The organism is Achromobacter spanius, from assembly GCF_003994415.1.
Lineage (GTDB): Bacteria > Pseudomonadota > Gammaproteobacteria > Burkholderiales > Burkholderiaceae_B > Achromobacter > Achromobacter spanius_C.
In genome coordinates this window covers 3351423-3363924 of sequence record NZ_CP034689.1, presented here as the reverse complement: position 1 = coordinate 3363924, position 12502 = coordinate 3351423, and the positions used below count along the sequence as shown (strand labels likewise).

The 12502-nt window shown below is 63.9% G+C and carries 12 protein-coding genes; 8 read left to right on the top strand and 4 right to left on the bottom strand.

Translation table 11 applies throughout. From position 1 onward, the window contains the following. The first annotated feature begins 130 nt into the window (after positions 1-130). Both ELS24_RS30945 and ELS24_RS15250 read left to right on the top strand, forming a co-directional pair. Positions 131-283 (top strand): hypothetical protein, encoded by a 153-nt coding sequence (locus ELS24_RS30945; protein ID WP_164741256.1) that lies wholly within the window; start codon positions 131-133, stop codon positions 281-283. A gap of 269 nt (positions 284-552) precedes the next feature. Further along, the gene (locus ELS24_RS15250; RefSeq protein ID WP_232311906.1) at positions 553-1185 is read left to right on the top strand and encodes a transferase; all 633 of its coding nucleotides are present in this window, start codon (positions 553-555) and stop codon (positions 1183-1185) included. Between the two features lie 68 nt (positions 1186-1253). Here ELS24_RS15250 and ELS24_RS15245 read toward each other — a convergent pair whose 3' ends face one another. The 3 genes from ELS24_RS15245 to ELS24_RS15235 form a co-directional block, all read right to left on the bottom strand. Further along, entirely contained in the window at positions 1254-2285 is a 1032-nt protein-coding gene (locus ELS24_RS15245; protein WP_127184623.1) for a porin, read from the bottom strand. 474 nt (positions 2286-2759) lie between these two features. Further along, positions 2760-4310: a sensor domain-containing diguanylate cyclase gene (locus tag ELS24_RS15240; protein ID WP_127184622.1), complete on the bottom strand. Its 1551-nt coding sequence runs from the start codon at positions 4308-4310 to the stop codon at positions 2760-2762. A 72-nt stretch (positions 4311-4382) separates the two neighbouring features. Continuing rightward, positions 4383-5462: a site-specific integrase gene (locus ELS24_RS15235; RefSeq protein ID WP_127184621.1), complete on the bottom strand. Its 1080-nt coding sequence runs from the start codon at positions 5460-5462 to the stop codon at positions 4383-4385. A 200-nt stretch (positions 5463-5662) separates the two neighbouring features. On the opposite strand from ELS24_RS15235, the gene ELS24_RS15230 reads away from it, so the two are divergent. From ELS24_RS15230 to ELS24_RS15205, 6 genes are all read left to right on the top strand, one after another. Continuing rightward, positions 5663-6709, top strand: a complete 1047-nt coding sequence (locus ELS24_RS15230) for a DNA-binding protein (RefSeq protein WP_127184620.1) — start codon at positions 5663-5665, stop codon at positions 6707-6709. Positions 6710-6864: 155 nt separating this feature from the next. Beyond that, positions 6865-8019, top strand: coding sequence for an AI-2E family transporter YdiK (gene ydiK, locus ELS24_RS15225; protein WP_127184619.1), 1155 nt, complete (start codon positions 6865-6867; stop codon positions 8017-8019). 145 nt (positions 8020-8164) lie between these two features. After that, positions 8165-8890: an RNA pseudouridine synthase gene (locus tag ELS24_RS15220; protein ID WP_050444752.1), complete on the top strand. Its 726-nt coding sequence runs from the start codon at positions 8165-8167 to the stop codon at positions 8888-8890. 264 nt (positions 8891-9154) lie between these two features. Next, entirely contained in the window at positions 9155-10093 is a 939-nt protein-coding gene (locus ELS24_RS15215; RefSeq protein WP_127186355.1) for a S66 peptidase family protein, read from the top strand. Between the two features lie 137 nt (positions 10094-10230). After that, complete coding sequence (locus tag ELS24_RS15210) at positions 10231-10575, top strand: helix-turn-helix transcriptional regulator (protein WP_050444754.1); 345 nt, start codon at positions 10231-10233, stop codon at positions 10573-10575. An 11-nt stretch (positions 10576-10586) separates the two neighbouring features. Continuing rightward, on the top strand, positions 10587-11894 hold the full coding sequence (locus tag ELS24_RS15205; protein WP_127184618.1) for a type II toxin-antitoxin system HipA family toxin: 1308 nt from the start codon (positions 10587-10589) through the stop codon (positions 11892-11894). 70 nt (positions 11895-11964) lie between these two features. On the opposite strand, the gene ELS24_RS15200 is transcribed toward ELS24_RS15205, so the two are convergent. Continuing rightward, positions 11965-12429 (bottom strand): Rrf2 family transcriptional regulator, encoded by a 465-nt coding sequence (locus ELS24_RS15200; RefSeq protein ID WP_050444986.1) that lies wholly within the window; start codon positions 12427-12429, stop codon positions 11965-11967. Between the last annotated feature and the right edge of the window lie 73 nt (positions 12430-12502).

Genomic DNA, 12502 nt, shown 5'->3' with positions numbered 1-12502 from the left:
CTATTTGATCTGCCGCCTGACTTCTTGGAATGCCCGCCCCCCGCAATGCATCGGGCATTTCTGGCACGCTTGAACCGGCGGTGCATCGCTTTGGCGGGGGTAGCCAAGCACCACGCATAGGAGAACGCTCATGTCGCATCAACTGGTCGGTAAAAAGTGGCGCTTCGAAGTTCCGCCCCTTGACTGGAAAGCCCCTGACGCGAATCAGGACTCTGACATCGACGCCGTCGCCGCAGATTCCGACGCTTCTAAAGACAGCGACAAATCGCGGTCATCCAAATAACCCTGGCAGCGGCCCCGCCTTCGCGGGCATGAATCACGCTGCTGGCAGATCCGGGCGTCACCCCGGATCTGCTTCTTAGCTGCTCGAATGGCGCGCCTTGTGCGCGCCGTTTTTTTTGCGCGCCATTTTTGCGCGCATCGCCATGCTTTAGCCAGTGAGCTTTTGGAATGCCTGAAAACACAGCAAGCAATCACCAAGTTAGGCCTTTCGTCTACGCCACGACAACGTCTAGGTCGTTGATGTTCTCGCACGCAGAAATCCAGAGCCGCATGTGGACGAAAGACCCGTCGGCGCTGAATCTGGAATACACCCGCATCATGATGGCGTTTCTGATGTTCAATCCGACGCCGCGGCGCATCGCCATGGTGGGCTTGGGCGGGGGGTCGCTGGCCAAATTCTGCTACCAGCATCTGCCATCCACATGCATCGATGTGTATGAAATCAACCCACACGTTATTGCCCTGCGCGATTCCTTTCATGTGCCCAGGGACGATCACCGTTTCCGTGTATTGGAAGGCGACGGCGCGGTGCTGATCAAGCAATATCAAGACCACTATGACGCGGTTCTGGTAGATGGTTACGACATCAACGGGCTGCCCGAACAATTGGCCAGCGAGGGGTTCTACGACAGTTGCTTCAATGCCCTGGCGCCAGGCGGCATGATGGTGTGCAACTTTCACGCGTCCAACTTTCAGTTCAGCACCTACCTGGGCCGTATCAAAAAGCAGTTTTGCGGTTCGGTCATTGAAGTCAGCGACACGTCTTGCGCGCACAGCATTGTGTTTGCTTGCCGGGGCGAAACGCTCAAGCGCCGCACCCGCCTGCCCAAGCGCAAGCCCGACGCCATGAGCGCCGAGATGTGGTTGTGCCTGGCGCCCACCTATTGGCCCATGCTGGTGTAGAGCAATACACGGCGCCATGCCCCAGCCGCCATCGCAGCCGGGGCATGACGTTAAAAGCGCTAGAAGCGTTAGAAGCGGTGGCGCACGCCCACCACGGATTGCAGCGTGTGCGCCTGGCGCTCGTCTACGCGGTCGAGCAGGGCGTAAAAGTTGGTGCGCTTGGACAGGTCGTATTCATAGCCCAGGCCCCATCCCTTGATGTGCGAACTGGTGGCGCGTTGATAGGCGGCCAACACTTTGCTGCTGCCATTGAGCGGCACGCTGACGCCACCCACGAACGAGTTCACACGCCTGACGCCGGCCGACGGCCCTTCGTTGGGATTGCGCAAATTGCCGTAACCCCCATGCACTTTGATCCATTCAAAGTCATAGGCCGCGCCCAGTTGAAGGTTGCGGGAGTTCAACTTGCCCGGCACGCTGGCGTCCGGGTTCAGGCGTTCATAAGTCAGGGCGGTGGATAGCGGTCCGGCGCGGTAACGCAAACCGGCCGTCCACACACGGTCGTGGTCGGCGGTGGCGAATTGATCGTTGTCGTGGGCCTCGAAGCTGTAGCCCAGCCCCGCCTGCCATCCGTTCCAGACCGGCGTGCGATAGATAAAGGCATTGTTGACGCGACCGCCTTTGCCGAAGTCACCATCGTTATAGCCGGATGTGACTGAAGACGCGGCGCCGCCCCAAGAGGCGCCGAAGGGGGATGAAATGTCGCCCCAGCTATCGCTCAACAGCTGTTGGCGTCCGGCGCGCAGTTCACCAAAACCGCCAACCAGCCCAAGATAGGCCCAGCGCCCGAACAGACGGCCCTGGCCCTGCGTGCCGTTCGACGGATGAAAGCCGCTTTCCAGGCGGAACACCGCGCTGTAGCCGTTGCCCAGATCTTCGACGCCGCGCAGGCCCCAACGTGAGCCGGACTGCGTGCCATCGCGCATGCCAACCTGCGAATGGGACGAGTCGTCTGCGTTGTTGTGCCGCCGCTCGAAGGCCAGCCCCGTGTCGAGGACGCCATACAGCGTGACGCTGTTGGTGGCCGCATGAACGGCGCCGCCGGACAAGGCCGCCAAGGCGATGACCAGCGCGCCGCGCTTGATGCTAGCTGCTTTCATGATTACCCCATGTGATGGTTGTGTTGCGTTGGACAAAAGGGTCCCCGGCGGCCAGCCAGAAGGCGGGTCGCAAAGGAGGGTGGAAAAGGAGGATGGATAACGGCGAAAAGGACCGCGATTGAAGCGGTGGAAAGAACGGCGAGCGAACGAGGCGTCCGAAGTGGGGCACCCAAAGTGGGACAGCCAAAGCGGACCGCTCGAGGCAAGCCGATTTAAGCGGACCGCCAAGGAGCGACGTCTAAGGAACCACCTCTAAAGAGCGACGGCCGGCCGGGCCTGTTGGCGATTAGTAATTAACATCGCAATCAACATGGGCGCATTATGGTGAGTGTTGCCGCCTAATCAAATGAGACGACTACGAATATGAGTGGTGGTAAACACCAGTCCGGCGCTAATCCGCCGCTATAGGACGGATTAACCCCGTGGGAGCGGCGTAGCCGGCAAGATAGCGGCGCGGCGCCAGCCCCGAAAGGGCTATGCGATGTGCATCACAACCCGATTGCGCCCTTGCTCCTTGGCGGCATACAGGGCCGCGTCGGCCGCCTGGAAGACCCCATCGATCTCGGCGCCGCAAGATGGCCACTGCGCAACGCCCGCCGACACGGTGATGCCGGCCACTCCATGCAGGGGCCGGTCAGCGGTGTGCAGGCGCAAGCGTTCGGCAACCTGGGCGGCTTCCTTCATGCCAACGTTGGGCAGAAGCATCAGAAACTCTTCGCCGCCACTGCGGCACAGCACGTCGGACGGGCGCGAGCATTCCTGCATCAGCTCCGCCATGCCCCGGATCACGTCATCGCCCTTGGGATGACCGTGCGTGTCATTCACGCGCTTGAAGTGGTCAATGTCCAGCGCCACGACGGCAAACGGCGTGCCACCGGTTTGCCATTGCTCCACGGCCTCCTGCGTGCCACGCCGATTGCGCAAGCCCGTGAGCGGGTCGGTCATGTTGGCCTGGTTCAGTTTGCCGATCTTGTCCTGCAGGGTGGAAAAGCTGCTCATCACCGCGCGCTTCAAGCGTTCAGCCTCGAAGTACCAGGCCTTGACCGACTGCACCCGCTGCATGGCGACGGCCACGTCATGGTGTTCAACATTGGTGGCCAATTGCGATAGTGGCAATGAAATCAGGCGCGCGCACCACCAGATGGCCAACAGAAACGCCAGCGCCAACGGCGCCGCGTAGCGGATCAACGCCCAGGTCAATTCATAGATCGGTTCCAGGGTGATGTGCGCCGGACGTTGCGCGATGATGCCCCACCCGCTTAGCGGTTCGGCCGCGTAGCCCGCCAACATGTCCACGCCCCGCGTGTTGGCCACGCGCTGCGCGCCGGACTGACCGCGCGTCACGGCTGCCACGACTGGGTTGTGCATGACATTTTCGCCAATGCGGGCGGTTTCCACGTGATAGATCAATTGGCCATCGCGGTCGACCACGTACAGGGAAGAACCGTCCTGATAATGGTGCTTGCCCAACAGTTCCTGCAGCGCGCTTTCGTGGCGCAAATAGATGGTGCCGGCGATATAACCCAGGTAGCGGCCGTCGTTTGAGTGGATCGGGTGCGACAAATTGACGAGCATGTTGCCCGCGATCGACACATAGGGTTTGCTGATCAGCGGTTGACGCGCCTGCAACGCTGCGCGGCTGCCCGGGCTATCCACCCGCGTGCCCACGAAACTGGCGAAGGTTTGTGTGGTGGCCAGGATGACTCCGTCGGCGCTGATGACGCCCACCGAATTGAAGTCATTTGCCTGTTCCCGCAAGCGCGCGACCTCGGCGGCCAGCACGGCGGGCGCGTTGACCTGGCTGGCAAGATGGCGAGCGCTGTAGGCCAGTTGCTGCTGCGCGGACTTCAGGAAATGGCCGGTGCTTTCCGCCAACTTGGCCGCGTAGACCCGGTTGGATTCCAGCGTATTGGCAATGAGCTGGTCGCGTTGCACCAGGTAGCTGGCGTAGAGCGCGTTGGCCGTGGCGGCAATGGCGCTAAGGACGGTAAGCGCAAGCACAAGCCCGCGTAAGTTGATTCGCATGGGGTATGGACGGCGGGCTATCTGGAAAGGACGACAAAGCGACGCGAGGTTAACGGCAAATGCGGCGCGTATCTATAGGGGTTTGGTGTCAGGGTCGTCCAGCAGGTGGGCGGCTGGCGACTGCACGGCCGCGCCGGCGCGGAAGTAGCCCATGACCGTGGCCACGCTTGCGTGCCCGGTCATGGCCATGGTGTCGCCCAAGGGCACGTTTTGACGGCCGGCTTCCGTGACGAACCCGGAACGCAGGCTGTGCGCCGAAAACTCGCCTTCCAGGCCCGCCAGTTTGCAGCGCTCGAGCACGATGGCGCGCACGGCGGCGGGGGCCAGCGGCTCGCCGACGACATCGCCGCGCCGCACCCGGCGAAAGATCGGGCCTTGGCGGATACCGCTCGCCGCAAGCCAGGCCGCAAGCGCCTGGGCCGCCAAGCCCACGATGGGCTTCTGGTCGCCTGGGCGTTGGGCGCCCGCCTGGTTCGTCTTGGACTGGGTCAGCGCATAGAGAAAGCCGTCGGCCGTGCGGCGGGTGTTTTCAAGCGTGGCACGCACCACCTCGGAGCGGCGGCGGCCACCGCTGGCCCAGGCAAACAGCAGCAGCGCGCGGTCGCGGACGCCGCGCAGCGTATCGTCGCAGGTGGCCAGCAGGGCTTGCAGGGGTTCACGGGTCAGCGCTTCCTTCTTGGCCGGCGCCATGCCGCGCCGGGCGTAGGCGCGGCGCGTCTTGGCCAGCAGTTCTCGTACCGGCGCCGCGCGGCAAGGGTTGGGATAGCCGTGCAGCTCGTGCGCCTTGGACAGCACGGATAAGCGTTGCAGCAGCGTGTTCAGGCTGGGCGGCCCCAGCCGGCCCTTGGCCTTCAGGCGGACCAGTTCCTGGTCCAGGGCCAGCGGAAGCTCCCATTTCAGGCCCTGATCGGTCGCGCGCTGCGCATGGTCGACCACGAACTGAATGACGGCGGCTTCGGGCAAGGGCAGGGCGAAACGCTGGCCGTAGCGCAATTCAAACCAGGCCGTCCAGTAGCGGATGGCGGCGCGGTAGCTGGCCGCGGTATTGGCCGAACTGCCTTCGCGCATCAAGCCGCGCACGGCGGCATCCGCCTGCGTATCCAGGGCATTCGGGTCCAGCAGGGGCAGGGCATCCAGCAATTTCAATGGCATTGGGCAGGGAGTGACTGAGAACGGTGCAAATTCCGCGGGTTCGACCGAACAGCGGCAGTCGAAGGCGGATCCTGTGTGTTTAATAAATAAACATACGTATGCTGTATGATATCTAACATATATTTCTGTTAAGTCACGATAAGGTTCCATTATCGTGACTAATTCAGCATTTTATCCAGTCAAAAAAAAGGAAGCGGGTGATGGCCACGGGAATTACCGAAAACGACGTTTGGACCGCCGCCGACGCCTTGCTGCTGGAAGGCGCGCGCCCCACCATCGAGCGGGTCCGCCAGAAGATAGGGCGAGGGTCGCCCAACACGGTCAGCCCGCACCTGGAAACGTGGTTTCGGGCGCTGGGCGGACGCATCAAGGATCCGGGCGCGTTCGCCGCGCCACCCGCCATTCCCGACCCAATTACCCAAGCTGCCACGCACTTTTGGGAAGCCGCGCTGACCGAAGCGCGCGCCGAACAGGCAGAGGGCTATCGGCAGCGCTGGGAAGAACTGGCGGAAGAGGGTGAACAGTTGGCCGAGCAGGCCGAGCAGCTTCAGCAGCGGGAAATACAGTTGGCGAAGCGGGAACAGGACCTGCAGGAGAGTCTGCGGGTTGCCACGGCGCAACTGGCGGCCACGGAAGAACGGCTGCAAGCGGCGGAACGGCAACTGCGCCAGCGCGACGAACAACTCAAGCAAAGCCAAGGCCAGTTGGAAGACGCCCAGGCCGCCGTGCAGACCCTGCTGACCGAGGCAGAAAAAATGCGCGGCCTGCACGCACAAGCGCTGGGGGCACTGGAAGTCCGCCACGGGGCGCACGAAAGGCGTTGGCTGAACGAACTGGACGCCGAACGCGGCTCGGTCAAAAAATTGCAAACGCGGCTGGACCAGGCGCACACGGCCAGCCAACAGCAGATAAGCCAACTACAGACCGCCCTGGCCCAGGCTCAGGACGCCAAACGCGAAGCCGATATTGCCGCGCAGGCCGCACGCGCTGACAACGTGGCGGCTCAAGCACGGCACGACGCTGCGCTGAACGCCGCGCAAGAGGCGGTGGCGTCAGCCCAGAATGCGCTGGCGGCGGCGCGTGGCAACGAGCAGGCGTTACTGGCCCGCCTGGCCGCGACCGACACGCAGTCTTCCGCACTGTTGGCCCAATTGCAGCAGAAAGACGAACAATTGGCCGCGCTGACGCGACACCTGATGGCGGCGGCGCAGGCCGCCACGCAAAGCCCGCCGCCCGCTGCCCCGTAGGCCTGCACACGCCGGTCTTCCCGGTATCGTTTTCTCTATAAGCGCCAGCAAATTTCGTATAAATTTCGAATTGATCGCATCCTCGATGCCTATACGGGCAACCGCCCCTTGGCCGCGATGCGCCATCATGCAGGGCGCTTTGCCCTTGCCGGGAGCTGCGGGTGAATCCACGTACCACGGTTGATCTGGCCCGCATTCTGCTTCTGATCGTCATTCTTGCCGCGCTGATGGTCGGCAGCCTTTACGTGCTGCGTCCATTTCTGCCCGGGCTGATCTGGGCGACCACCATCGTGGTGGCGACCTGGCCGGTGCTGCTGGCGGTGCAGCGGCGCTGCGGTGAACGCCGCTGGGCGGCCACCATCGTCATGCTGCTGATTCTGCTGTTCGTGATTGTCTTGCCGCTTTACCAGGTGATTTCGACCCTGGCGCTGCATAGCGGCGCCATCATGGCGGCGGTCAAGAGTTTGCCCGACTACACCTTGCTGGCGCCGCCCAGCTGGATCAGCAGCATTCCCGTGGCGGGGCCCCGTGTTGCGCAGGAATGGCAGACGCTGTCGGACGCGGGCGCGGGCGGGCTGCTGGCCCGTCTGGAACCCTACCTGACCATGGCTGCCCGTTGGTTGCTGAGCCACGCCGCCATCGTGGGCGTGTTCGTCATGCACATGCTGATCACCATCATCATCGCCGGCATCCTGTATAGCCAGGGCGACGCGGCGGCGGATTTCGTGAAGCGCTTCTCAAACCGGCTGGCGGGCGAACGCGGCGTGGCGGCTGTTCGGCTGGCGGGGGCCGCCGTGCGCGCCGTGGCCCTGGGCATTGTGGTGACGGCGGTGGTGCAGTCCGTGCTGGGCGGTGTCGGCCTGTGGATTGCCGGAGTGCCGGCCGCGGGCATTTTGACGGCCCTGATGGTGATGCTGTGCCTGGCGCAACTGGGTCCGTTCCTGCCCATGCTGGGCGGGGTGATCTGGCTGTTTCAGAACGACATGAAACTGGCGGCCATTGTGCTGCTGGTCTGGGCACTGGTGGTGGCCACGCTGGACAACCTGCTGCGCCCCATGCTGATCAAGCGTGGCGTCAACCTGTCGCTGCTGCTGATTTTGTCGGGCGTGCTGGGCGGCATGTTTGCCTTCGGCATCGTTGGCCTGTTCATCGGCCCGGTGATCCTGGCCGTGACCTCCACCTTGCTGAAAGCCTGGATCGACGAGGTGCCGCCGCCCGCGACGACGCCACGGATTGCCGACGCGGCCAACGACGCGCCGATCGCATCCACCCTTGACACGCCGCCGGGCTCCCCCGTTGAAAAGGCGTAACATCTGCCTGAGACCGCGGGCGCACAGCCCGCTTTTTTGCAACACCCCGGCAACTCCCCATGACGATGCACCCGATTGCGCTGGCAAACAGCGCGCCCGAATTTCAATTTGCCCCGGCTACGCCCGTCGCACAGGCGGAGGCCCAATGAACGACAGCGTACGCCTGGCCAAACGACTGGCCGAAGACCTTTCTTGCTCGCGCGGCGATGCCGAACGCTATATAGAAGGCGGCTGGGTCGCCGTGGACGGCAAGACCGTGGAAGAGCCCGGCGCCCGGGTTGCCCCCCGGCAAACCGTGGCGTTGCTGCCCGGCGCCAAGCTGGAAGACATCAAGCCTGTAACGGTGCTGGTGCACAAACCCGCGGGCACCTACGCCGACAACGAGCCGGGTTCCGCCCTGGACCTGATCATTCCCAAGAACCTGATGCCTGGCGACCGCTCGGGCCGGCGCTATCTGAAGCGTATGTTCCATGGCTTGAAGCTGGTTACCCCGCTGGAGCGCGCGGCCAGCGGACTGGTGGTGTACACGCAAGAATTCGCCATATCGCGCAAGCTGATGGAAGAAGGGAAGTTGGTTGAGCAAGAGTACGTGGCCCAGGTCACCGGCAAGCTCAGCGAAGGCGATCTGGCGCGCCTGCAACGCGGCATGGCGTTTGAAGGGCGCGCAGCGACCCCCATGAAGGTCAGTTGGCAGAACGAAACCCATCTGCGCTTTGCCCTGAAAACCCCACTGCCGGGCTTCATTGAATATGTGTGCGACACCGCCGGCCTGCAGCTTCAGGCCCTGCGCCGCATTCGCATCGGGCGGCTGCCCATGGCGGGGCTGGCCGTGGGCCAATGGCGGTACCGGCTGGACTACGAGCGCTTCTAAGCCCGGCTCTGAGAACGCAAATCGACCCGCAATCACGCAACCCCACGCCCCATGATCCCGCCTTCCCAACACGCCCTGGCTCTTCAGACTGGCCGCAGAGGCTTCCTGAAGCAGGGCGGGGCGTTGTGCCTGTCTGCGCTGGCGCTGGGCGGGTGCGCCAGCCGCGCGCCGGGTAGCGGCCCTGGCGCGGCGGCCCGGCCGACGACAGGCCAGACTCATCAACCCACGCCGCCGCCGCCCCCAAATGGCAAAGGCGCCGCGCCAGTGCCTGCCTTGCGTCCGGGCGCCAGGATCGCGATCGTGGCACCGGCTTCGGCCGCGCTCAACGCCAGCGACGACGCGGCGCAATGGCTGGAAGCGCGGGGCTACGTCGCCCAGGTCATGCCCGCCAGCCGCACCCGCCTGACCCCCCCCTACGACTATCTGGCCGGCAGCGATGCCGACCGCCTGGCGGACTTGCACGCCGCGTTTGCCGACCCCGACGTCGGGGCAGTGTGGTGCCTGCAAGGCGGTTTTGGCTCTTGGCGTTTGTTGGATCAGCTTGACTACGCCTTGCTGCGCCGACACCCCAAGCCTTTCATCGGCTATAGCGACATTACGGCCCTGCACCTGGCCATGCAGCGGCATGTGGGGTTTGTGACGTTCCACGGCCCGATGCTTGCCCAGGATCTGCTAGCCGGCAAGCGCGAACCCACGGAATCCAGCGTGCTGGCGATGATCAGCGGGCAGTTGGGCCCGGGCGCCTGGATTGCGCCTCCGCTGGATGCCCTGGCCACCGAATTGGTGCCTGGCGTGGCCAGCGGGCGGCTGGTGGGCGGCAACCTGGCGCTGGTCGCCGCATTGGTCGGCACGCCCAACGAGATCGACACGCGCGACGCCATCCTGTTCCTGGAAGACGTGAACGAAGCCGTTCCCCGAGTCGACCGCTTGCTGGGCCAACTGGCGGCCGCGGGCAAGTTCGACGGGGTAAGGGGGGTGCTGGTGGGCAACTTTACGCGGCTGCGTGGTCAGATGGACGACGCGGAAGCCCAAGGCCTGCTGTATCCGCTGATACTCGACCAGTTTCGGGTGCGCGGCGTCCCGATATTGGCAGGCTGGCCCAGCGGCCATGGCGACCCGAATTTGACGCTGCCGCTGGGTGCGCAAGTCACTTTGGACACCAGGCGGGGCGGCTTGCGGCTGGATCAGGCCGTGGTGATCTAATGCATCATCCACATACACGCTATTTGGCCTATTTATAGTTCATCGGCGCAATGATTGACTTATTAATGAGTCAATACAAAAAAGCGACATGATTCATTAATCGTGCACGTCCGTCACGATGGATCTATTATTGCGTCATGAAAAAGAAGCTTGCGCCCAGTTTTGACGCCGCCGAAGCACTGATTCGCCTTGGCGCCAACGTACGCACGGCTCGCTTGCGCCGCGGGGAGTCCGAGAGCGTGCTGGCCAGCCGCATGGGTGTTTCGCGCGCCACCATAGCCCGGCTGGAACGGGGCGATGGCGGCGTGTCGCTGGCCCTGGCCATCGAGGCCTTGCTGCAATATGGCTATGGCGAGCAGGTGTTTGCACTGGGCGACCCCGAACAAGACGGCGTGGGCAAGCGGCTTGACGCCATGCGCCGGCCTCGCCGGGGCAGTGGCGCCGCGTCACACGCGCACCGCGTCGACCCTTCCAAGCTGTAGGCCGGATCGCCATGGCGCGCACCCGCAAGCTTAAATCCGTTGAAAGCGAACTGTTCGTCTACGTGGATATTCGTGGCGAAGCGGTCCTGGCCGGCGTGCTGACGCTGGACGATACCGACGAAAGCCGATTCTTCGCCGAATTCACCTACGTGCAGTCCTATGTGCGCGACCCGCGCGCCTTTGCGCTGGACCCGCTGAACCTGCCGCTGATCGACGCCAAAACCACGTTTCGCACCGAAAGCCGCTACGAAACGCTGGGCGCCATCTTTGACGCCGCGCCGGACGCCTGGGGCCGCAACGTCATGCGGGTGGACAAGGAGGGGGCCCGCGTCACGGAAGACGAAGTGCTGCTGCGCGGTCGGGGCATGGGCGTGGGCGCTCTGTTTTTCAGCGCGCGCCTGTTGACGCCAAACATGCGCAAAACCTACCGCTTGCCCGAAGTCAGCCAACTGGAGTCCTTGGCCGACCTGCTTGGCGACATTGACCAGGGCATAAAGCCCAAGGGGCTGTACCGCGACATCCTGGGTAGTTCGTGGGACATCGGCGGCGCGCGCCCCAAGACCATCGTGCGCGACGAACAGGGCGAAATGTGGATTGCCAAGTTTCCCCGAAAGGGCGATTCCTATGACCGCCAGCGCATTGAGTTCGCCAACTTGCGGATGGCGCGCGCCATCGGCCTGACCGTACCCGACATCCGGCTGACCGAAACGCATCTGGGCGCGGTGCTGCTGACCCACCGCTTTGACCGCGAACTGCTGCCGGCGCCCGAAGGCGCGGCTCCGGTGGTGGCGCGGCGCCATTTTCTAAGCGGCGCATCGCTGATCAGCCCGTCGCTGCGCATCGGCAAGCGCGACCTGGACGGCCCCCAGGGCAAGGCCACGTATTCCTATGCGCGACTGGCCGACGTAACGCGCCGCATTTCGTCGAATCCGGTGCAAGACCTGAAAGAGCTGTATGCGCGCATGGTGCTGAACGTGGCCGTGCACAACACCGACGACCATCTCAAGAACGTGGGGTTTCTGAAGGACCCGGGCGCCCATACCTACCGGCTGGCGCCGCTGTTCGACGTGGTGACGCAGGAAGGGTCGGCCCGCCACTACCTGCATATCGGCACGGCGGGGCGCGACAGCACGTTTGAGAATTGCCTGACGGAATACCGCCGCTTCGGCCTGCGGTCAGAGGCGGCCGCGCGCTCGATCGTGGACGCGGTGCGCAGCGTGGTGGCACGACGCCGCCGGTATTACGAGGCCGCGGGCATGGGGCAGGACGAGATTGCCCTGGTGGAATCGACGCTGGCGGCGTGGCGGGCCCCAGCCTGATGATCTTCTGCGGGGCTGGGCTGTGCTGGGCTGGATGGCGCGGCGTTGCGCTGGGACCGGGATCGCCCCGTCAGCGCTCGTGCACAGCGCCCAGATCAATACGGCGGCCTTGTTTGACCATGGCGTCGTGAAAGTCCTTGCTCAACGCTGCAAGGGTGACGCCGCCGAAGCGCTCCATCAGCAAGGCTTCGGCGTCTTCGAAGGCGCCGTCCAGCGCCCGGTTCACGGCGGCTTCCACCAGGCAGCCCGGCGTTTCGCTGCGGTTTCCCATGGCGAAGATTTCCGGCGCACCCAGCGCTTGATAGATGTCGCGCAGCGTCACCGCGTTGAAGTCGCAGGAAATTGTCCAGCCGCCGCCATGGCCTTTTTCAGAGCTGACCAGCTGCTGGTCGCGCAAGCCCGCCATGATGCGGCGAATGACCACGGGGTTGGTCTGCATGACCCGGCCCAGGTCTTCGGAAGTCATGGGGCCGGGCGCTTCCGCCATATGAAGCAGAACGTGAAGCACGCCGGAAAGTTTGCTGTCTCTTCTCATGCAACGCATGCTATTGCATGAGACGCGGGCCGGTCAAACCTGCCGTCTTTTACCCGCCATCGCCCGCGTTCCT